The following is a 20,961-nucleotide window of genomic DNA, read 5'->3' as shown; positions in this document are numbered from 1 at the left end:
CGAGGCGGGGCACGAGGCCCCCTACGCCCCGGCCAGCACGCCCGTCCAGTAGACGACGCCCGCGCACGCGTTCGACACCACGACCGTGGCCGTCGTACCCGCCGCCGACGTGTTGGTGATCGTGACGCTTCCGTCGGCCGTCGTGTCCTGCCTCATCAGCTGGGTGGAGGTGCCGGTGTCGCCCGTGGAGGTGCCGTCCGTCGTGCCGGAGTTGTTCTCGGTCGGCGTCGGGGTGGGCGAGGGGTCGGGGCCGCCGGTGCCGCCGCCGGTGGGGTCGCTCGTCGTCGGGCAGCCCTCCGAGGGGACCCAGGCGAACTTGACCTGGTACGACGCTCCCGGCTTGAGGACGAGTGAGGTGAGTTCCAGGGACGGGTCGGGCAGATTGGCAGCCGGGTCACCGGCGACGTGCCGGAGGTCGGTGATCTTCGTGCCGTCCGCCGCTCCGCCGGCGGCAAGGTTGATCAGGCCCGGGCCGCTCACCGTGCAGTCGGCCGTGGAGATGTTGCTGAAGCTGAAGGTGCCGTACACCGTGCCGGACGAGTCGGGGCCGTCGGTGGTGCCGCTCCCGCCGAGCTGCTCGGCGGTGCACGCGGCGACGCCGGCCGGGCTGGTCACCGAGGAGTCGCCGGAGCCCGAGGAGCCGCTGCCGGGACCGGTGCCGGTGCCCTTGTCCTCCTCCTTCTCGCTCCCCTTGCCCTTGTCCGAGGTCTTGCCCGAGGAACCGCCGGAGGTGCTGTCGCCGCCTGCCGTCTCCTTGCCCTGACCGGCCCCGCCCTGCGCCTGCTCGCCGTGGCCGGCGTACTCCGGGTTGACGCTGGAGTCGGTGGAGTTGGAGACGTGCACCAGGGCCGGGACGGCGGTGCCGACGAAGAGCGCCGCGGCCGCCATGCCGACGAGCGCCTGCCGCTTGCGCGCCCGCCGCGCGGGCACCGCCCGCCGCAGATGGTCCAGCGTGCCGTCGCGCGGCTCGATCTCCTCGACCGCCTCGTGCAGCATGCGGCGCAGTGCCAGCTCGTCCGAGTCGAACCCCTCGGGGCCCTGGTCTTCGGGGCCGTGGTTCACAGTTCCGTTCCCAGCGTGCGATTGCTTCGGCTCTTGCTTGTCCGGCCGGCCTGTCGGCTCGTGCCATGCGTACGGCTCATGCTCGTGGGGGACGTGCAGATGACGCCGCCCGTCGTGGTCCGTGCTCATGCCGGCGCCTCCATGGCGACCCGCAGCGCCGCGATGCCGCGCGAGCCGTACGCCTTCACCGACCCCAGCGAGATGCCGAGCGTCTCGGCGACCTGCGCCTCGGTCATGTCCGCGAAGTACCTGAGGACCAGCACCTCGCGCTGCCGCCGCTGCAGGCCCTTCATGGCCCGGATCAGCGAGTCGCGCTCCAGCTGGTCGTAGGCCCCCTCCTCCGCGCTCGCCATGTCGGGCATCGGCTTGGACAGCAGCTTCAGTCCGAGTATGCGGCGGCGCAGGGCGGAGCGGGACAGGTTGACGACGGTCTGGCGGAGGTACGCCAGCGTCTTCTCCGGGTCACGGACGCGCTTGCGCGCGGAGTGGACGCGGATGAACGCCTCCTGGACGACGTCCTCGCAGGAGGCGGTGTCGTCGAGCAGCAGGGCGGCGAGGCCCAGCAGCGAGCGGTAGTGCGCCCGGTAGGTCTCGGTGAGGTGGTCGACGGTCGTGCCGGCCGCCGCGGTGTTCTCGGCATGCTCGGCGCCGTCGCGCTGACTGGGAATGCGGGCGGGCCGCGCTGCGGGCATGGGCGCGATCACCGGCATGCCGCCGGGCGCGCCGGGCATGCGGGGTCTGCGGGGGCGCAGCGCAGTGCCGCGCGTCGCCGCTGTGAAGTCGAGTACCTCTGCCACGCCAGTTGGACACGCGTCCCCCCGTGAGGGTTGTACGTGCCGGACGTCACTTTTGCGTCAGTCCCCGCAGCCGGCCCTCCGGCCCCCGCAGCCGGCCGTCTCGTGCCAGGCAGTACAACTGACCGTGCGTCAAACGCCCACATGCCTACCCGCTCTTCCCTTATGTCCATCTGAACGGGCGTCCCCACGCCCTGCTCATGGCGTCCCCACGCCGAAAAACGCGCCTCACGCCCCGAAGGGCGATCGCAAAGACGCTCCCCGCCCTGCAAGCGGTTGCAGGGCGGGGAGGAAATCTTCTGCTGCCGCAGAGGTCCGCATCAAGTGGTCCGGACCATCGTTCGGCTCACACTGTTCACACAGATCCTACAAACGTTCCGGGGATGCCCCAGGAGATTTGCGGCGCCACGGGCTCCTCACGCAAACTCCGCCGCCACGAGCTCGGCGATCTGTGCGGTGTTGAGCGCGGCGCCCTTGCGCAGGTTGTCGCCGCAGACGAAGAGTTCGAGCGCCGTCGGATCGTCGAGCGCGCGCCGCACCCGTCCGACCCAGGTCGGATCGGTGCCCACCACATCGGAGGGCGTCGGGAACTCCCCGGCCTCCGGGTCGTCGTACAGGACGACCCCGGGCGCTGTGGCCAGGATCTCGCGCGCCTTGGCGACGGTGACCTCGCCCTCGAAGCGGGCGTGCACGGTCAGCGAGTGCCCGGTCAGCACCGGCACCCGCACACAGGTCACCGCGACCGGCAGCTTCGGCAGCCCGAGGATCTTGCGGGACTCGTCCCGCACCTTCATCTCCTCCGACGACCAGCCGTCCTCGCGCAGCGACCCGGCCCACGGCACGACGTTCAGCGCGACCGGCTCCGGGAAGGGCCCGGTGTTGTCCCCGACGGCCCGCCGTACGTCACCGGGGCTGGTCCCCAGTTCCGTACCGGCGACCAGGGACAGCTGCTGCCTCAGGGTCTCCACTCCGGCCCGCCCGGCCCCGCTCACCGCCTGGTAGGAGGAGACCACCAACGAGCGCAGCCCGAACTCGGCGTGCAGCGCGCCCAGCGCCACGATCATGGAGAGGGTGGTGCAGTTCGGGTTGGCGACGATCCCGCGCGGCCGCATCCGTACGGCATGCGGATTGACCTCGGGAACGACGAGGGGCACCTCCGGGTTCATCCGGAAGGCGCCCGAGTTGTCGACCACCACGGCGCCCTTGGCGGCGGCGATCGGCGCCCAGTGCGCGGCCACCTCGTCGGGGACGTCGAACATCGCGACGTCGACTCCGGCGAAGGCGTCCTCGGTGAGCGCCACCACCTCGACCTCCTCGCCGCGCACGGCCAGCTTGCGGCCGGCCGAGCGCGGCGAGGCGATCAGACGGATCTCACCCCAGATGTCCGCGCGCTGGGACAGGATCTGGAGCATGACCGAGCCGACGGCTCCGGTCGCTCCCACGACCGCGAGCGTCGGCCGGCGGGACTCCACGCCCGCCATCAGCGTCCGGTGCCTCCGTACACGACGGCCTCGTCGCTGTCGGAGTCGAGCCCGAAGGCGGTGTGCACGGCGCGGACGGCCTCGTTGACGTCGTCGGCGCGGGTGACGACCGAGATACGGATCTCGGAGGTCGAGATCAGCTCGATGTTCACACCGGCGTCGGAGAGCGCGGTGAAGAAGTCGGCGGTGACGCCCGGGTTGGTCTTCATCCCCGCGCCGACCAGCGAGATCTTCCCGATCTGGTCGTCGTAGCGCAGCGAGTCGAAGCCGATGCCGTGCTTGTTCTTCTCCAGGGCGTCGATGGCCTTGCGGCCCTCGGACTTGGGGAGCGTGAAGGAGATGTCCGTCAGACCGGTGGAGGCGGCGGACACGTTCTGCACGATCATGTCGATGTTGATCTCGGCGTCGGAGATCGTACGGAAGATCGCGGCGGCCTCGCCCGGCTTGTCCGGCACACCGACGACCGTGATCTTGGCCTCGGAGGTGTCGTGCGCGACACCGGAGATGATGGCCTGCTCCACCGGCTTGTCCCCTTGATCGATCGGCTCACTGCTGACCCACGTGCCCTGCAGTCCGCTGAAGCTGGACCGGACGTGGATCGGGATGTTGTAGCGGCGGGCGTACTCCACACAGCGGTGGAGCAGCACCTTCGAGCCGGACGCGGCCAGCTCCAGCATGTCCTCGAAGGAGATCCAGTCGATCTTCTTCGCCTTCTTCACCACGCGCGGGTCGGCGGTGAACACGCCGTCGACGTCGGTGTAGATCTCGCACACCTCGGCGTCCAGCGCGGCCGCGAGCGCGACGGCGGTGGTGTCGGAGCCGCCGCGGCCCAGCGTGGTGATGTCCTTCTTGTCCTGGCTGACGCCCTGGAAGCCCGCGACGATGGCGATGTTGCCCTGGTCGATGGACTCCCGGATCCGGCCCGGCGTCACGTCGATGATCCGGGCTTTGTTGTGGACCGAGTCGGTGATGACGCCTGCCTGGCTGCCGGTGAAGGACTGGGCCTCGTGGCCCAGGTTTTTGATCGCCATGGCCAGCAGTGCCATGGAGATACGCTCTCCGGCGGTCAGCAGCATGTCGAACTCACGCCCGGCAGGCATCGGCGATACCTGCTCGGCGAGATCGATCAGCTCGTCCGTCGTGTCGCCCATCGCGGAAACGACGACGACCACCTGGTGGCCGTTCTTCTTCGCTTCGACGATTCGCTTGGCGACGCGCTTGATGCCTTCGGCATCGGCTACGGAGGAGCCTCCGTACTTCTGCACGACAAGGCCCACGTGCGCTCCTCGCTCAGTCCGTGTGTGTCGGCTCAGTTTACCGAGCATCCGAAAACGACCTTGGGGTTCCCAGATGGTGAGATTCGGGCGCTCGGTCTGGTGCCTGCCCGGTGGAGGCGAAGCCATACGGAGAAGTGGTGCAGGTCACTGGGGAGGCGACCGGACGTCGAAAGATCAACCATTGACGCTCTCCGTAGTCGAACGCTAACTTCGCGTCGTCGTCGCCACACCAGGAGCACAAGGCTCCATCGGGACTTGCGACGCGAAGGATTCTCCTCCTTTGACGACTGCGACCGTTTCCGAGATCCAGCACGTCACTCAGATCTTCGAGATCCAGCCCTTCACACCCCACTGCGAAGTCATCCGCGCCGCCGGCGACCACGCCGTCATCGGCGTCTCCCCGGGCAACAGCTACTTCTCCGCCCAACGCGTCCACGACCTCGCCCGCTGGGGCCTCGCCCTCTTCGACCGGGTGGACTTCGTCTACACCGACCTGTACGTGGCCGAGATGTACGCGGCGTCCGGATATCCGCCCGGCGACGCCCGCCGCAAGGCGGTGAAGAACCTGCGCGGGGTGCGGGCGAAGGTCCTCGGCGCCGTACAGGCCGTCGACCCCGGCGGCACCCGGCTGCACGCCCACGCCATGTCCGACTTCCGCGGCAACACGGCGTACCGCGAGATCCACGACCATCTCCAGGCGCGGCTCACGACCGACGACGAGTTCCGCACGACCTGCGAGAAACTCGTCGACTCCTTCCTGGCCGGCAAGACAGGGCGGGTGACCGACGCGCAGCGCGAGGTCTGCCTCGCCTACGTCTGCGCCGAGGCGCCCCTCTTCCTCGACACCCCCGCCATCCTCGGCGTCCCCTCCTCCCTCAACTGCTACCACCAGCTCCTGCCGATGGCCGAGCTGCTCTACGCCCGCGGCGCCGGCCTGCGCGCCTCGCGCAACCAGGGGCACGCCATCGTCACACCGGCCGAGGACACCGGCACGGAGGAGGCCACCGATGCTCACTGACGACCTCATCGACTTCCCGTTCTCCTGGCGCGGCGACCAACTCCCGGAAGAAGTGGAGAAGTTGCGCGCCAACAGCCCGGTGCGGCGCGTGCGCACCATCGCCGGCGACGAGGCCTGGCTCGTGTCGTCGTACGACCTGTGCAAGCAGGTCCTCGAAGACCCGCGCTTCAGCCTCAAGGACACCTCCGCCCCCGGCGTCCCCCGCCAGTACGCGCTGACGATCCCGCCCGAGGTCGTCAACAACATGGGGAACATCACCGGCGCCGGGCTGCGCAAGGCCGTACTGAAGGCGCTGAACCCCAAGAGCCCCGGCCTGGCGGAGTGGATGCGGGCGTACGCCGCCGAGCTCGTCGACGGGCTGACCGGCGAGGGCGCCCCGGCGGATCTGCGCGGCGGCTTCGCCGACCCGTACTCGGCGGGCATGCACTGCCGGATCCTCGGCATCCCGCCGGGGGACGCGCCCAAGCTGATGCGGAGCCTGGACATCGCGTTCATGAACTCGGCCTGCCCCGTCGCGGGCGCCCGGCTCAACTGGGACCGGGACATCGCGTACATGACGGAGCGGCTCGACGACCCGGCGACGGCGGGCCTGATGGGCGAGCTGGCCGCCCTGCGCGCGGACCCCGACTACGCGCACCTCACCGACGAGATGCTCGCCACGGTCGGGGTGACCATGTTCGGCGCCGGCGTCATCTCCACCTCGGGCTTCCTCACCATGGCCCTGGTGTCGCTGATCCAGCACTCGGACCTGCAGGCCGAGCTGGTCGCGGACCCCGGAAAGATCCCGGCCGCCGTGGACGAGCTGCTGCGCATCAACCTCTCCATCGGCGACGGTCTGCCGCGCCTGGCCCTTCAGGACGTGCGGCTGGGAGAGGTGGAGGTGAAGGCCGGCGAGCTCGTCCTGGTCCTGGTCGAGGGCGCGAACTTCGACCCGGCCGCCTTCCCCGACCCCCACACGGTCGACCTCGGCCGCGAGAACGCCACCGCCCACCTCTCCTTCGGCGGCGGCCGCCACTACTGCCCCGCCACCGCGCTGGGCCGCAGGCACGCGGAGATCGGTCTGCGGGTCCTGCTGGAGCGGATGCCGGAGCTGCGGCTCGCGGTGCCGATCGAGCAGCTGGTGTGGCGGACGGGGTTCATGAAGCGGATTCCGGAGCGGCTGCCGGTGATGTGGTAACAGCCGTTTTGTCCGCTCATTGATCCCTCGCTGGCTCGGCGGCCGGTCGTCTTTAAAGTTCAAGCACTATCGTTCGCCTGTGCGCGTACTGCTGGTGGAAGACGACGAACCGGTCGCCGAGTCGCTCCGGCGAGGACTGCTGCGCTACGGCTTCGAGGTGGCGTGGGTCACCACGGGTGCCGACGCGCTGAGCCACGCCGACCCCTACGACGTCGTACTCCTCGATCTCGGTCTGCCCGACACCGACGGCCTCGACGTCTGCAAGGCGCTGCGCGGGCGCGGCGACGTGCCGATCATCGTGATCAGCGCGCGCAGCGACGAGACGGACCGGGTGGTCGGGCTGGAGCTCGGTGCGGACGACTACGTGTCCAAGCCGTTCGGGGTCCGTGAGGTCATCGCACGGATACGAGCGGTCATGCGCCGTGTGCAGCCCCGTACGCCCGCCGCCGAGGCCGGTCCGGACCGTTACGGCACCCGCCTCACCATCGACCGCAAGGCGGCCCGGGTCCGCCTGGACGGCGAGGAGGTGGCCCTCGCGCCCAAGGAGTACGACCTGCTGGCCTTCCTCACCGAGGAGCCCGGGGCGCTGATGTCGCGCGAGCAGATCATGGAGGCCGTCTGGGACGCGAACTGGTTCGGTCCGACGAAGACGCTGGACGTGCATGTGGCGGCGCTGCGGCGCAAGCTCGCCGGGGCGATCGCGATCGAGGCGGTGCGGGGGGTCGGCTTCCGGCTGGAGATCAGGGACGGTGACCGGGGCGACGGCGGTGGCGGCACGTCATGATCCGCCAGCTCACCCGCAGCTACGTCGCGCTCGTCGCCGGCGCCATCGCCTTGTTCACCGTGCCCGTGGCCTTCACGCTCACGGACCAGCTGCGGGACGACACCGCGGCGTCCGTCCGGCGTGAGGCCGACACCATGGCCCTGCTGCTCGGCAACGGCAACGCCCCGTCGTGCGCGGCGCTGAAGGAGATGGCCGAGGCGTACGCCGGCCAGACACCCGGCGCGGTCGAGGTGACCGACCGCTGTGGCACGGACATGGCGAGCCCGCACAAGGACGCGGCCCTGACCAGGGCCTTGGCGGAGGGCAAGTCCACGACCGACTGGGGCTCCTCCTTCATCTGGGGGCCGGAGCTGAAGATCACGGTGCCCGCCCGCGCGAGCAAGGAGGACCTCGACGGCCGCAACCGGGGCCCGGTCGTCGGCGCCGTACGCATCGTGTACTCGACCGACGATCTGACCAGCCGGCTGTGGACGATCTGGGGCTTCCGCGCGGGCCTCGCGGTGGCCGTGCTCGTCGTCGCCGCCGTGGTCGGCGCCGGGGTGGCCCGTCGGCTCACCCGCCCGCTGCGCCAGCTCAACGACACGGCGAGCAGGTTCAGCGACGGCGACCTGACGGCCCGTTCTCCCGTGACGGGTCCGCGGGAGACGCAGACCCTCGCCCGCACGCTCAACCAGGCGGGCGAGCGTCTGGACACCCTGATCGCCTCGCAGCGCATCTTCGTGGCCGACGCCTCGCACCAACTCCGGACTCCTCTCACCGCGTTGCGGCTGTCGCTGGACAACATCGCGGACGGCGTGGACGACGAGTTCGTACGGGAGGACGTCGAACAGGCCACGGCCGAGGTCGTCCGGATGAGCCGCCTGGTCAACGGCCTGCTGGTGCTGGCCCGGGCCGAGGCGAAGGTCACGGCGGCGGAGCCGCTGCCCCTGCTGGACATCGTGCGGGAGAGACTGGACGTGTGGAGGCCGGCCGCCGACGAGCGCGGAGTCACCATCGCGCTCAGGGGGAGTGCCGACGGCCGGCTGCTGGGGCTGGCCAGCCCCGGTCATCTCGACCAGGTGCTGGACAACGTGCTCTCGAACGCCCTGGAGGTGTCCCCGGACGGCGGCACGATCACCGTCCGGATCGAACCCAGGGGCGACGAAGTGGTGCTGTCGGTGCTCGACGAGGGCCCCGGCATGTCCGACGCGGAGAAGTCCCGCGCCTTCGACCGCTTCTGGCGCGGCCAGGGCCTGACCGGGAAGTCCGGTTCCGGCCTCGGCCTCGCCGTCGTCAAACAGCTGGTGACGGACGACGGCGGGACCGTGACGCTCGGGGACGCTCCCGGGGGCGGGCTGAAGGTGACGATCAGCCTTCGGGCATCTTCGAGGAGTGGTGGTTGACGATGAGCCACTCGCCGCCCCGCTTCTCGTACTCGTACGTGTAGCGGGCCTTGACGACGCTCTTCTCCCCGGTCCCGGGGTCGGTCAGCGTGAACTGGTAGACCCCCGCGTCCAGCGCGGAGTTCCCGTCGAGGACGTTGACATGCGTCTCGATCTTCTTGCCGACCGGCTTGTTCGCCAGGAAGTGCTCGAAGTAGTCGACGATGGCGGCACGGTCGGCGCGGACCTTGTTGGACACGGTCGGCAGCAGCACCGCGTCGCTCGCGTACAGGTCCGCGACCTTCTCCGGGTCGCCGGTCTGCATGGCTCTGTTCCAGGTGTCGAACAGCCCGGCTATCTGCTGCTCGGCGGGCTTGCCCGCACCCCATGTCGGGCCCGCGACCGCGGCACCGGCGGTGACCGTGCCGACGACGACCACTGCGGTGGCGGTGACAATGGCTGCGCGCTTACTGATGGACCTGCTTGCCCTACGAGTCATTGCGTCTCCGGTGCGGGTCTGGTGGGGAAGTGACTCCAGACTCGCTGTGCACCGGTTAGGGCCCGTGCAGGGGACGTACAGCCCCGGGACAACACCCGTCCAATTCACGCGGCGCGCCGACGGCGTTGAAGAGGAAGAGGAAGAGGAACAAGTGGGCTCCACCATGGCGGGCGACGCACTGCTGGCCGGCATCGTGCTGCTCGGCGCCTCGGTGCAGTGGCTCACGGGGATGGGTTTCGCGCTGGTCGCCGTACCGGCACTCGTACTGCTACTGGGCCCGGTGGAGGGAGTCTCCCTCGCCAACTGTGCCGCAGGGGCCATCTGCCTCGTGGGGCTCGTGGGCGGGTGGCGGTACGTGCGCCCGGCGGCGATGGTGCCGCTGTGCGTGGCGGCGGCGTGCACGGTCCCGGCGGGGACCTGGCTGACACGTCGACTCCCGGAACCCTGGCTCCTGTTGAGCATGGGCGGCCTGGTCACCGCAGCCGTACTGCTCGTCCTGCGCGGCGCCCGCGTACCGGCGCTGCGCGGCAGACGGGGCGCCGTGGTCGCGGGCGCGGCGGGCGGGTTCATGAACTCGGCGGCGGGCGTGGGCGGCCCGCCGGTGTCCCTGTACGCCCTCAACGCGGGCTGGACGGTACGGGAGTTCGTGCCGAACGCGATGTTCTACGGCGTCGTCGTGAACGCGTTCTCGGTGGCGTCGAACGGGGTGCCGGAGCTGGGCGGGGCGCAGTGGGCTCTGGTGGTCGGGGCGATGGCAGCGGGCGGTCTGATCGGCAGGGGACTCGCCTCCCGGATACCGGAGAAGCGAGCCCGGCTGCTCGTGCTGTTGCTGGCTCTGACGGGTGGGGTGACGGCTGTGGGGAAGGGGCTGTGGGGGATGTGATCAGTCCACGAACTCCTTCAGGGGCTCGGTGTCGAGGGTGATGTTCACGGGCTCCGGGAGCTTCACGGTTGCGCCGAAGGGGAGCTTCTCCTCGCGCCGGTAACGGCCGTCCTCCGGCTGGTTGAACACGACGACCGAGCAGTCGTCGCGGTCGATCAGGAGGTAGACGGGGATGCCGGCGGCCGCGTAGCCGTCGGGTTTCTCGACTCGGTCGCGCTGGTTCGTATCGGAGTCGTACGACGTCGTACCACCAGATGCTGGTCGCTTCCTTCTCGCGTTCCATGAAGCCTGCGCCCGCGGCGAGTACCGCTCCCGGTCCAGGAACTCCTTGGCCGCGCTCAACATGCCCTGTGCCCCGCACAGTTCGTCCGCCACGTCGAGCACGCGCGGCGTCGGCCTGCGTACGCCGCGCTCCATGGACTCGATGGTGTCCGGGGAGTAGTTGGCGGCGGAGGCGAGCTGCTCGCGGCTGACGTCCGCCTTGGTGCGCCGGCGTTTCATCTGGTCGCCGCTGTAACGCCACGCGACTGGCCGCTGGGAGTTGTTCGGACTCGGCACCGCGCCCACCTCCGGTCGATACGCCACAGCGAGTACCACCTGAGCCGCTACCGAGCGTAGCCAAGTGGATACCGCAGTGTGACCATTACGAACGCAATTCGCCCTCCTGACCGGATGCCGTCTCCGCGGCGTCCAGGGTGAGGAGGGTAGTGAGGAAGTCGCGGAGCTGGCCGCCGAGTTCGCCGACCAGTACGTGTTCCGTCTCTGCGAGGAGAGGAGCGGCCAGCTCTCGTGCCTGTTGGAAATCGCCTTTCTGGCAGAGGAGCGAGACGATTCGGTGGCGCGCTACGAGTACGCGCAGGTCGATGCCGTCGTTCGTCGCCCGGCGCTTCTCGATGAACTCCTCGGTGATACGGAGCGCTCCCGCCAAATCCCCCGCGTCCTGCCGGAGGCTGCCGAGCTCCCACATCAGGTCCAGCGCCGTTCGGCTGGACGTCCCTTCGGATCGGATCACCTTGGCCAGCAGCCGCTCGATCTCGGCGACTGCTCGCACAGCGTGCCGGTCGGGATCCGACGCGGCCTTCAGACGCCATCCCGTGGCCAGCACCGCTCGGGCCGTGCTTGTCTGCGGAGCGCCGTCACCCAGGACACGCTCGGCTCGTCGGACCGTCTTCGCGGCCAGGGACAGTCCACCGCCGAGATCACCGATCTCCAGCTTCAACTCGGCCAGGGCGATCTGCGCCTGGATCGTCTGCGGGGCCTTGCGTCCGAAACCGGCTCTGGCCGCGGCCAGTCCTTCGGTCAGCAGCCGTTTGGCACGGTCATGGTCGCCTGCCGCCTGACAACTCTGTGCGAGGGACCGGGAGGCAAGGAGAGTGATGTCGTCCCGCCATCCCAGGGTCTCTTCGGCGGCGGCCATCGCGGCCTCGTACACATCGGCGGCCCGGCTGGACAGATGCGCCTTGTACCAACCGCCGATGACGATGGTCAGCAGGATCACCGGTGCTGAAGGCGCTTCCCCACGGGCATGTTCGGTGAATGCCTCCGCGTGCGTGAGCCACAGGGCACTGGAGATGTCGGCACTTGCGACCAGCAGACGCGCGGCGGTGTCGCGCACCTCGGCGGCGGCGTCCCCCGCCCGCGACACCGCCTGTACCAGCCGGTGCACCGAGATGGTCCCGTCGCCGTGCAGGGTGATCATGCTGTGCGCGGCCAGGCGACGCAGCGCCTCCAGGACTTCCGGCTCATCCCCCAGCGACTCGATGTACGCCCGTGGAATGCCTTCGGGCGCCCACCACGCGATCACCCGCAGGACTGCCGCCGCGGCCGGCGTGTCCGCCAGCCGGTCCATGGTCACCTGCCACACCCGGGCGATCGTCCGCTCGGCGTCCCCGCCCTCGGTCGTGTTCGCCAGGACCTGGGCCGGGTGGTGCACGAGCAGTTCCTGATAGGCGTGGGGAGTGATGCGAGCCTCCGCGCAGTACGCGGCGGCCTGTTCCACGGCCAGTGGCAGACACCCCAGCTCGCCGCACAACTCCCCGATCTCTTCGGCCGTCCCACCGTAGATCCGTTCGAACAGCTCGACCGCCTGGGACAGTTCCAGTACGTCGAGCGACAACGGCTCGGCGATCCCGTGCCAGCCCGAGGCCCGACGGCTCGTGATCAGGAAGCGGCCGCCCGCCGTCCGTCCCAGCAGCGTCCGGACGTCCGCTGGATCGGCCACGTTGTCCAGGACCAGCAGCCAGCCTTCGTGGGCCGCCAGCCACTGCACCGCCCGTTCGGCCAGCGCCTCCTGCGACAGCACCTCCCGTAACGTCGGCTGAAGTGCGACCGCCAGGCGGGCCAGGCCCGACTCCAGCTCCACCGGCGTCTCGGCGGTGAGCCACCACACCGGGTTGTACGACGCCGTCCGTCCCGCCGCCCACTTCGCCGCGAGCGTCGACTTCCCGATGCCACCCAGTCCGTGCACCGCGTGCACGACGACCCCGCCCGCGTCCTCGAACGCCGCGTCCAGCCGCGAGAGTTCGGTCTGCCGACCGACGAACAGGTTCGTTCGCTCCGGCAGATTGATCATGTTGGGCGGAGCCTGCGGTGGCAGTTCGAGTGCTTCCGGCGGCAGTGTCAGGGACTTCTCCACGTGATACGCGACCGCGCCGTCCCCGCTGAGCGCCTGCCGGATGGACCCGGCCGCGGCGATGGCACGGTTCCCGGACGCCTCCGCGGACCCGCTCACGCGTCCCCCGTCGACACCGACCCGATGTCACCCCCGGCCGCCACGGAACGCTCCCCGGACGCGGTCACAGGACCGCTCGCCGGTCGCGTGGGCGAGGCGGGCATCGTGGGTGGCGGCGCCGCGGAGGTCCTGTCCCCGGTTGCGACCGACCCGATGCTGCCGCGCGCTGCGACGGAACGGGGGCCGCTCGCGGTCACGCCGGCCGTGGGTGCCGACGTGGGCGCCGGCCCGATGAGGGCGTAAAGCGTCACCGCCAGCCCGAGCAGTCCCGCCGCTCCCCCGGCCACGCTCGCCCAGGGATCCGCGGCGTCGACGTCCAGCACACCGCCCACGACCAACCCCGCGGCCCCCGCAACGCAAAGCCCGATTCCCGTCCACACCAACGCCTTTGAGCGAATCGCCATGCCACCATCATGGAGGAGTTCGGGCGTTCAGGGCCGCCGTACGGGGGCAGTACGCGGCACCGCCCGCGGGGCGGACAGCGGGCCCCCTGGAGCGGAGTCCGGAGCCGCCGCGGATCACACCCGCCCCCCGAACAGCGCCACAAGGCCGTGGTCCAGCTCCGCCTCCACGGTCTCCTCGCCCGGCGCGATCACGGTGTACGTGCGGGCCAGGAAGCGGTACAGGTCCGAGGTGGTGAATCGGAGCATGGCCGTGCCCACCGGTGACTGGAACTCGACATACGTGTGGGACGCCCCGCACGGCCGGACACGGACGCTGCCGAGACCGGCGGAGGTGCGCAGTCCAGCGCTGAGCAGCGCCCGCGCGAACGTCCAGGTCGTGACCTCGCCGTCGAGCGTGACATGGGGCGGGAAGTCGAGGTGCACGGCCAGCGGGTCGGCGGAGGTGTAGCGGAGGGTGGTGGGTATCGCGATTTCCTGGTCGGTGGCGGTGATCAGTCGGGCGCCGGTCGGCTGCTCCAGGGTGACGTGCATGGTCGGGCTCCGATTCGGGGGGCGGGGCAGCGGCCGGGTGCGGCCGTCGTGCCTGTGAGACCACCCGGGGGGCCCGAGCATTACGTCACTTCAGAAGCCATTTCCTGTAACCCGCGTCACACCGACTACTGAGCCGACCGCAGCCCCAACTGCTCCCCGATCTCCTGCTCCATGACCCGGCCGGCCTCGAACTCCAGCGTCTCGTCGCCCATCACGCCCTGGTCCGTGTCCAGGCCGTCCAGCTCTTCCAGGGGCTGGTTCAGGCGGACGTGGGCCAGGACCGAGTGGAGGGCGCGCAGGGTGGCGGAGGCCGTGGAGCCCCAGTTGGAGAAGTACGAGAACTGCCACCACCACAGGGCCTCGGTGGTGCGGCCGGCGCGGTAGTGGGCCATGCCGTGGCGGAGGTCGGTGATGACGTCGGCCAGGTCGTCGGAGATACGGGCCGGGACCGGGGCCTTGCGGGGCTCGTAGGGGTCGAAGACCTCGGAGTAGACGTCCACCGGGTCCAGCAGGCGGGCGAGGTTCTCGCGGAGTTCGTCGACGTCCGGCTCCGGGCCCAGGTCGGGCTCGTAGCGCTCCTCGGGGAGGATGTCCTCGTGCGCGCCGAGGCGGCCGCCGGCCAGGAGGAGCTGGGAGACCTCCAGGAGGAGGAAGGGCACGGTCGAGCCCGGCTCGTCGCCCTTCGCGACCTCCGTGACGGCGACCAGGAAGCTCTCGATCTGGTCCGCGATCTGTACCGCGAAGTCGTCCGGGTTGTGCTCGGTCGCGTGCAGCGTGGCGTCAGACATCTAGGAGTCGTCTCCCCTCGAAGGCGCGGCCGAGGGTGACCTCGTCCGCGTATTCCAGGTCGCCACCCACCGGGAGGCCGCTGGCCAGGCGGGTGACCTTCAGGCCCATGGGCTTGATCATGCGCGCGAGGTACGTGGCCGTGGCCTCGCCCTCGAGATTCGGATCGGTGGCCAGGATCAGCTCCGTGACCGTCCCGTCGGCCAACCTCGCGAGAAGTTCTCGTATACGCAGGTCGTCCGGTCCGACACCCTCGATCGGGCTGATCGCGCCGCCGAGGACGTGGTAGCGGCCGCGGAACTCGCGGGTGCGCTCGATCGCCACGACGTCCTTCGGTTCCTCGACGACGCAGATGACCGCCGGGTCGCGGCGCGCGTCCCGGCAGATGCCGCACAGCTCTTCCTGCGCCACGTTCCCGCACGTGGCGCAGAAGCGGACCTTCGCCTTGACTTCCAGGAGGGCCTGGGCGAGGCGCCGTACGTCCGTCGGTTCCGCCTGCAGGATGTGGAAGGCGATCCGCTGCGCGCTCTTGGGACCGACGCCGGGCAGCCGCCCCAGTTCGTCGATGAGGTCCTGGACCACGCCTTCGTACAACGGACTGCCGTCCTTCCTGGGGTTCCTTACGGTACGTACGGTAGTTGCCCGCGGCCCGTCTTAGAAAGGCAGACCGGAGACCGGAGAACGCCTGGACGTCAGAACGGCAGGCCCGGGATGCCGCTGCCGCCGCCCAGGCCCTGGGCCAGCGGGCCGAGCTTCTGCTGCTGGAGCGTCTGCGCGTTCTCGTTGGCCGCCTGTACGGCCGCGATGATCAGGTCGGCGAGGGTCTCGGTGTCCTCCGGGTCGACCGCCTTCGGGTCGATCTTCAGCGCCCGGAGCTCGCCGGAGCCCGTCACCGTGGCCTTCACCAGACCACCGCCGGCCTGCCCGTCGACCTCGGTCCGCGCCAGTTCCTCCTGCGCCCGCTGCAGGTCCTGCTGCATCTTCTGGGCCTGCTGGAGCAGCTGCTGCATGTTGGGCTGGCCACCACCGGGGATCACGATCAGCTCCTTGCGTCGGCTTTCCCGTTCAGCACGAGCCTACGTGGTCCGGGCAGCCGTCGCTCCAGCACTCTTTCGAGTGAGAGGAACTGGAGTCCTATACCTGACCAAGGCCCACTTCCGGGCGGAAAAGAGGCGAAAGGCATCTCTTCGCCACCCATTGGGCGGTAGGAAGGGTCCGGCGCGTCAGCCTCAGGTGTTGCGTGACGTTCCGTGCGCTGCGGGGGGTCATACCCGGACGTAGGTCGTACGTGATGTCACGCACCGTGACAGTAGGGAGTGCCGGGTGGGTCAGCCGGAGATGCAGCCCGAGAGGTCGCCTCAGGACGGGCGTGGCGGCGAAGGGGCGGCCGGACTGCGGCCGGGTGATCTGACGGGGCGGACGTTTCCGCTCGGGGACTGGGGAGAGCCGGCGGTGCGGCTGGACGAGCTGTACCGGTGGGTGGAGCGGGGGGCGCTGAACACGGCCGCGTGGTATCTCGCGGACCGGGTGTGGAAGCGGCGGGGGGCGCGGGCGTTGCGGGGTGGGGCGGCAGGTGGGGCGGTCGTGGGGGCGGCGCTGCCTCTCCTCGATCTGACGGGGGCCGCGGACGGGGTGGCGCCCTGGGGGTATCTGTCGCTGCTGCTGTCCGTGGCCTGCATGGCGATCGACCGGTTCTTCGGGCTGACCTCCGGGTGGATAAGGGACGTCGCCACGGCTCAGGCGGTGCAGCGGCGGTTGCAGGTGCTGCAGTTCGACTGGGCGACGGAGTGCGTACGGGAGATTCTGGGGCCGGCCGAGGGGACGGCCAGTGAGGCGGCGGAGCGGTGCCTCGGGGTTCTGCGGCGGTTTTCGGAGGACGTGACGGAGTTGGTGCGGGCGGAGACGGCGGACTGGATGGTGGAGTTCCGCAGCGGGTCCGCCCCCATGGGGATCCAGTCGGCGGTGGCCGGCGGGGCGCGGCAGGACGCGGGGGTGGGGTCGGGGCGCTTCTCTGTGCCACCGGCTAATGGGGCGCGGCCGAACATGCCTCGGCAGCGGCCGCCGGAGCCGCGGTGACGGCCTCGTCCTCAAACTCCCCCGGAGGGGGCACCCCCAGACGGGCTGGAGGATGCGGGCCCCGCATCCTCCCCGCACAGCTTCAGCCCCACCGGCGTCCCACAGGGCAGGTGTCCCTGGGTGCGGATCACCTGTCGGCTGCTCTCCTTGTCCAGGTAGGCGAGGAAACCGGCGGTGAGGGAGTCGAGGGGAGCGGCACCGTAGGTGTAGGCGTACTCGATGTCGCGGTACGGATAGGCGCTGTCGCCGCGCTCGATCTCGTCCACGTTCGCGCGGTCGCCGTCCAGGGGCACCGTACGCACGCCCTTGTGCCGGGCGGCGACGCCCAGCTCGCTGTATCCGAGGGCGCCGGGCTGGTCGGCGACCTTGTCCAGGACGTCACCGGTGCCGGGCAGTTCGCAGCGCGTGACCGCGGTCGCGGTGCCCCGGGGCGGCCGGCAGTCCAGTGACGTGCTCTGTGCCTGCTCCCACTGCCCCAGCACCCGGTCCTGGAAGACCTGCCGCGTCCCCGAGCTGTCACTCCTGCTGACGAGGACGATGGGCAGGTCGGCGGTCGCCTTGTCGGTCCCGGGGAGCACCTCGCCCCAGCGCTTGTACCGGCCCTTGTAGATGTCCCGCACCTGCTGCAGGGACAGGCCGTCCGGCCCGAGGTCGATCCCGTCGTTGACGACGAGCGTGAAGACGGACAGCGCGACCTTCTTCCCCTTCAGGCCCAGGCGGTCGCCCAGCGGACCGTCGGAGAACGCGATCACGGAGCGTGCCGACGACTTCGACCGGTCGGCCAGGGCGGCGAGTTCGGCGACCCCTGCCTCGCTGCCCCGCGCCTCCACGTCGATGTCGGCGCCCGCGCACTTGCCCTCGTACTGGTTCGCCAGCGTCGAGATCACCGGCTCGAAGGCGGTCGAGCCGATCACCGTCAGCTGACCCTGCTCGCATTCGATCGGATTGCCGTCGCGGAAGACGACGATGCCCGCGAGGGCGAGGACGGAGAGGGTGAGCAGGCCGGTGAAGATCCTGGCGGGAGGGCTGAACACCGGTGCCTTGTCGTCCGGGGTCGCACTGCGGTTGGGGTGCACCTCGCCGTCCCGTATGCCGCCGCGCAGCCGGATCTCCGCGCCCACGTCACCGCCGGACAGCAGTACCAGCAGCTTGTAGTAGTCGCCGGGGTTGAGCGGGACACGCGGGATGCGCAGCCGGTTGTCCTCGTAGCCGAAGCCGCGTTGCGCGGTGAAGTGGTCCATCAGGTGGTCGATGTCGGTCGGCTGGGTGACCGAGACGCCGCGGATGGTGCGGTCGGTGAACACCGCGGTGAGGCCGTGGGGTTCGGGGCCCGTGTAGTCGTCGCGGTCGATGCTCTGCGAGCCGTCGTTCTCGACGCGCAGCAGCACCAGGGTCGCATCGTCCATGTCCGCGTCGAACAGGCCGAGCCTGACGTTGGCCCGGCCCGACCGCACGTCGTCGCCTATGGGGTTGTCCATCTGGACGCGATAGCCGATGCGCTTCCTGCGCGGCACGCGCCGCTCGTACCAGACCATGACGCCGGACGCGACGACACCGAGCACCGCGGTGCCCACGGCCACGATGTTCTCTGCGCTCAACCACTCCACCGTGGTCACCGTAGGCACGTACGGCCTCAACCGCCTTACCGGTGACGGTACTTGGCGTTACCGCCTGGTGTACGTGAGCTTCTCCCCGCTGTCCGTGTTCACGCGCTCCAGCCTGCCGTCCGGCAGCAGCGTGACCTCGGTGGCGGCGCCCGGCGAACAGGCGGTCGCGGGCTCACCGGCCGTCACCGTGGAGGGGCCGAGCACCAGCGGGCCGTCCGCGCCGGGTGCTTCGGCCAGTTCCGCCGCGAACTCGCAGTGGTAGGTGCCGGTGCCGGCGGGGCCCTCGGCGACGAGGGAGAGGACCGTGTCGCCCACCTCGCCCTGCCGGATGGTCAGCCGGCGGGTGTTCTCGCCGGTGCCGTTGTCGATCGAGGCCGTCCAGGTGCCGAGGTATTCCGTGGGGACCGCACCGTCGGCGGGGGCGGGAGCGGGGGTGGAGGCGGTCGGACCGGAGGCCGGGGGGCCGGTCGTGGTGGTCGTGACCGTCGGGGTGGCGGTCGGATCGCCGCCGGTCCCGTCGTCACCGCCACCGTTCATGAGGGCGTACACCGAGCCACCGGCCCCGAGCGCGACGACCAGCGCGACGAGCACGAGCGCCGCCGTGGAGCGACCGCTGCGACGGGGGCCTTCGGGCGGGGTGGTGGGGAGGTAGGGAAGGGGCGGGTCGTAGGTGTCGTAGGGCGGGGTGGGGCCGTACGGGGGACTTGTGCTGTACGGCGGGTTCGGGCCGTACGGCGGGTTCTGACCGTACGACGGACCCGGGCCGTACGACGGACTCGGGCCGAACGGCGAGGGCGCGGCGGCCGGTGGGGGCGGTTCGGTCGGCGGACAGCCGTGGGGCGGCTGCTGCGGCTGTTGCGGGTGCTGCTGTGGGGAGGTCCGACCGTTCTGCGGGGCGGTCACGGTGGGGAGGTGATCCGGCGGTGTCACGCCGGCGGCCGGAGCGTGCTCGGGGGAGGCCGCGGGAGTCGGCTCGCTGTGGCCTCCTTCTGCTGCACCCGGAGCCGCATCTACCCCCCTACCGGCACCGGCGCCCGAACCGCCCTCCCCCGGCCCCACCGGATCCTCCGCGTCCAGCAGCCGCACCGCATGCCGCCCCAACTGCGCCACCAGCGCACTCGGCAGCCACGGATCGCGGGACCGTCCGCCGGAGACGGTGTCCTCGGCCCCCGTACGCTCCAGGATCCGGTTCAACGTCGGCCGGGCCCCCGGCTCCTTGCGCAAGCAGTCGCGCACCAGGTCGGCGATGCCCTCGGGCATCCCGTCCAGATCGGGTTCCTCCTGGGCGATCCGGAACATCACGGCGTGCGCGCCGCTGTCGAGGGACCCGAAGGGCAGCCTGCCGGTCGCGGCGTACGCGAGCACCGAGCCCAGGCAGAACACGTCGCAGGCGGGCGTGATCCGGTCGCCGCGCACCTGCTCGGGCGCCATGAAACCCGGCGATCCGATGAGCGCGCCGGTGCGCGTGAGCCCGCTCTCGCCGACCGTCTCCAGTGCCCGGGCGATCCCGAAGTCGATGACGCGGGGTCCGTCGATGGTGACCAGGACGTTGGACGGTTTCAGGTCCCGGTGCACGATGCCCGCGGCATGGATGTCCTTGAGCGCATGCGCCAGCCCCGCCGCCAGGATCCGTACCGAACGCTCGGGCAGCGCCCCGTGGTCGTGCCCGACGACCTGCTGGAGGCTGGGCCCCGCGACATACCCGGTGGCCACCCAGGGCACCTCGGCCTCGGTGTCCGCGTCGAGCACCGGCGCGGTCCAGAACCCGCCGACCTGCCGCGCGGCCTGCACCTCCTGCCGGAAGCGGGCCCGGAACTCCTCCTGCGCGGCCAGTTCCCGCCGGACGAGTTTGACGGCGACGGTACGGCCACGGTCCGAGCGGGCGAGATACACGTCCCCCATCCCGCCGGCCCCGAGCCGCCCCAACAGCCGGTACGCCCCGATCTGCGGTGGATCCCCCGCCCCCAACTGCTCCATCGCACGCCCCCCAACCAACCCCCGCCCAAGCCCTCGGCCCCACGATAGTGCGGCAAACGGGGAGGTGAACGGGTAGGCGTCTACGGTTCCGTAACAGGCGCGGCGAGGTCCGAGGAGCACGGCCCCCAGCACCCGCCACCCGGCCACCCCCACCCCGGCCGGGCGGACCGGAACTCGGCGACGACCGCTCCAGAACCCGCACCGCACCGGCAAGCTGCGCCTCACCGAAGGCATCCGCCAGCCGGTCGGCGATGCGCTGCACGCTCTGCCGGATGATGCCCATGGCGCGGGCGATCCCGGACACCGGGAGGGGTTCGCCGAGCACAGCACCCAGCACCCAGCACCCGGCCACCCCCACCCCGGCCGGGCGGACCGGAACTCGGCGACGACCGCTCCAGAACCCGCACCGCACCGGCGAGCTGCGCCTCACCGAAGGCATCCGCCAGCCGGTCGGCGATGCGCTGCACGCTCTGCCGGATGATGCCCATGGCGCGGGCGATCCCGGACACCGGG

The 20,961-nt window shown here is 70.7% G+C and carries 20 protein-coding genes and 1 pseudogene; 6 read left to right on the top strand and 15 right to left on the bottom strand.

All coding sequences use genetic code 11. From position 1 onward, the window contains the following. Positions 1-21: 21 nt before the first annotated feature. The 4 genes from ACIBU0_RS08290 to ACIBU0_RS08275 all read right to left on the bottom strand — a co-directional run bounded on the left by ACIBU0_RS08290 (position 22) and on the right by ACIBU0_RS08275 (position 4,614). Positions 22-1,191, bottom strand: coding sequence for a hypothetical protein (locus tag ACIBU0_RS08290; RefSeq protein ID WP_398813466.1), 1,170 nt, complete (start codon positions 1,189-1,191; stop codon positions 22-24). Continuing rightward, positions 1,188-1,859 (bottom strand): SigE family RNA polymerase sigma factor, encoded by a 672-nt coding sequence (locus tag ACIBU0_RS08285; RefSeq protein WP_398813463.1) that lies wholly within the window; start codon positions 1,857-1,859, stop codon positions 1,188-1,190. Before ACIBU0_RS08285 ends, ACIBU0_RS08290 begins: the two co-directional genes overlap by 4 nt. A gap of 413 nt (positions 1,860-2,272) precedes the next feature. After that, the gene (locus ACIBU0_RS08280; RefSeq protein WP_398813460.1) at positions 2,273-3,337 is read right to left on the bottom strand and encodes an aspartate-semialdehyde dehydrogenase; all 1,065 of its coding nucleotides are present in this window, start codon (positions 3,335-3,337) and stop codon (positions 2,273-2,275) included. Next, positions 3,337-4,614: an aspartate kinase gene (locus ACIBU0_RS08275; protein WP_398813457.1), complete on the bottom strand. Its 1,278-nt coding sequence runs from the start codon at positions 4,612-4,614 to the stop codon at positions 3,337-3,339. The genes ACIBU0_RS08280 and ACIBU0_RS08275 overlap by 1 nt, the downstream gene beginning before the upstream one ends. 280 nt (positions 4,615-4,894) lie before the next feature. On the opposite strand from ACIBU0_RS08275, the gene ACIBU0_RS08270 reads away from it, so the two are divergent. From ACIBU0_RS08270 to ACIBU0_RS08255, 4 genes are all read left to right on the top strand, one after another. Then, positions 4,895-5,632, top strand: a complete 738-nt coding sequence (locus ACIBU0_RS08270; protein WP_398813454.1) for a tRNA-dependent cyclodipeptide synthase — start codon at positions 4,895-4,897, stop codon at positions 5,630-5,632. Continuing rightward, positions 5,622-6,809 carry a cytochrome P450 gene (locus tag ACIBU0_RS08265; RefSeq protein WP_398813452.1) on the top strand — a complete coding sequence of 396 codons (1,188 nt, stop codon included), beginning with the start codon at positions 5,622-5,624 and terminating at the stop codon, positions 6,807-6,809. The genes ACIBU0_RS08270 and ACIBU0_RS08265 overlap by 11 nt, the downstream gene beginning before the upstream one ends. A 79-nt stretch (positions 6,810-6,888) precedes the next feature. Next, entirely contained in the window at positions 6,889-7,593 is a 705-nt protein-coding gene (locus ACIBU0_RS08260; protein WP_398813449.1) for a response regulator transcription factor, read from the top strand. Continuing rightward, entirely contained in the window at positions 7,590-8,975 is a 1,386-nt protein-coding gene (locus ACIBU0_RS08255) for a sensor histidine kinase (protein ID WP_398813446.1), read from the top strand. The genes ACIBU0_RS08260 and ACIBU0_RS08255 overlap by 4 nt, the downstream gene beginning before the upstream one ends. On the opposite strand, the gene ACIBU0_RS08250 is transcribed toward ACIBU0_RS08255, so the two are convergent. Next, entirely contained in the window at positions 8,941-9,453 is a 513-nt protein-coding gene (locus ACIBU0_RS08250; RefSeq protein ID WP_398813444.1) for an SgcJ/EcaC family oxidoreductase, read from the bottom strand. The two genes, ACIBU0_RS08255 and ACIBU0_RS08250, sit on opposite strands and share 35 nt — an antisense overlap. A 163-nt stretch (positions 9,454-9,616) precedes the next feature. Between ACIBU0_RS08250 and ACIBU0_RS08245 the strand changes: the two genes are divergently transcribed. Beyond that, positions 9,617-10,336, top strand: coding sequence for a TSUP family transporter (locus ACIBU0_RS08245; RefSeq protein WP_398814014.1), 720 nt, complete (start codon positions 9,617-9,619; stop codon positions 10,334-10,336). Here the strand turns inward: ACIBU0_RS08245 and ACIBU0_RS08240 are convergent, their stop codons facing one another. The 7 genes from ACIBU0_RS08240 to ACIBU0_RS08210 form a co-directional block, all read right to left on the bottom strand. Continuing rightward, on the bottom strand, positions 10,337-10,894 hold the full coding sequence (locus ACIBU0_RS08240; RefSeq protein ID WP_398813441.1) for a helix-turn-helix domain-containing protein: 558 nt from the start codon (positions 10,892-10,894) through the stop codon (positions 10,337-10,339). Between the two features lie 85 nt (positions 10,895-10,979). Further along, on the bottom strand, positions 10,980-13,067 hold the full coding sequence (locus ACIBU0_RS08235; protein ID WP_398813438.1) for an NB-ARC domain-containing protein: 2,088 nt from the start codon (positions 13,065-13,067) through the stop codon (positions 10,980-10,982). Further along, positions 13,064-13,471: a hypothetical protein gene (locus ACIBU0_RS08230; RefSeq protein ID WP_398813435.1), complete on the bottom strand. Its 408-nt coding sequence runs from the start codon at positions 13,469-13,471 to the stop codon at positions 13,064-13,066. The genes ACIBU0_RS08235 and ACIBU0_RS08230 overlap by 4 nt, the downstream gene beginning before the upstream one ends. A gap of 114 nt (positions 13,472-13,585) precedes the next feature. Continuing rightward, positions 13,586-14,002, bottom strand: coding sequence for an SsgA family sporulation/cell division regulator (locus tag ACIBU0_RS08225; protein ID WP_398813432.1), 417 nt, complete (start codon positions 14,000-14,002; stop codon positions 13,586-13,588). Positions 14,003-14,127: 125 nt separating this feature from the next. After that, a complete protein-coding gene (locus ACIBU0_RS08220) occupies positions 14,128-14,790 on the bottom strand; it encodes a DUF5063 domain-containing protein (RefSeq protein WP_398813429.1) in 663 nt (220 codons plus the stop codon). After that, on the bottom strand, positions 14,783-15,382 hold the full coding sequence (gene recR / locus ACIBU0_RS08215; RefSeq protein ID WP_132856910.1) for a recombination mediator RecR: 600 nt from the start codon (positions 15,380-15,382) through the stop codon (positions 14,783-14,785). The genes ACIBU0_RS08220 and recR overlap by 8 nt, the downstream gene beginning before the upstream one ends. Before the next feature lie 98 nt (positions 15,383-15,480). Then, the gene (locus ACIBU0_RS08210; RefSeq protein WP_398813424.1) at positions 15,481-15,825 is read right to left on the bottom strand and encodes a YbaB/EbfC family nucleoid-associated protein; all 345 of its coding nucleotides are present in this window, start codon (positions 15,823-15,825) and stop codon (positions 15,481-15,483) included. Between the two features lie 286 nt (positions 15,826-16,111). On the opposite strand from ACIBU0_RS08210, the gene ACIBU0_RS08205 reads away from it, so the two are divergent. Further along, complete coding sequence (locus ACIBU0_RS08205) at positions 16,112-16,864, top strand: SLATT domain-containing protein (RefSeq protein ID WP_398813421.1); 753 nt, start codon at positions 16,112-16,114, stop codon at positions 16,862-16,864. Positions 16,865-16,875: 11 nt separating this feature from the next. Here the strand turns inward: ACIBU0_RS08205 and ACIBU0_RS08200 are convergent, their stop codons facing one another. The 3 genes and pseudogenes from ACIBU0_RS08200 to ACIBU0_RS08190 form a co-directional block, all read right to left on the bottom strand. Beyond that, positions 16,876-18,471, bottom strand: a complete 1,596-nt coding sequence (locus ACIBU0_RS08200; protein WP_398813418.1) for a PstS family phosphate ABC transporter substrate-binding protein — start codon at positions 18,469-18,471, stop codon at positions 16,876-16,878. Between the two features lie 57 nt (positions 18,472-18,528). Next, on the bottom strand, positions 18,529-20,448 hold the full coding sequence (locus ACIBU0_RS08195; RefSeq protein ID WP_398813415.1) for a serine/threonine-protein kinase: 1,920 nt from the start codon (positions 20,446-20,448) through the stop codon (positions 18,529-18,531). 178 nt (positions 20,449-20,626) lie between these two features. Beyond that, positions 20,627-20,818 (bottom strand): annotated as a pseudogene (locus ACIBU0_RS08190) (MarR family transcriptional regulator); the annotation flags it as partial. Between the last annotated feature and the right edge of the window lie 143 nt (positions 20,819-20,961).

It is taken from the genome of Streptomyces sp. NPDC049627 (assembly GCF_044465645.1).
GTDB lineage: Bacteria > Actinomycetota > Actinomycetes > Streptomycetales > Streptomycetaceae > Streptomyces.
This window is presented reverse-complemented; position numbering and strand designations above follow the sequence as displayed.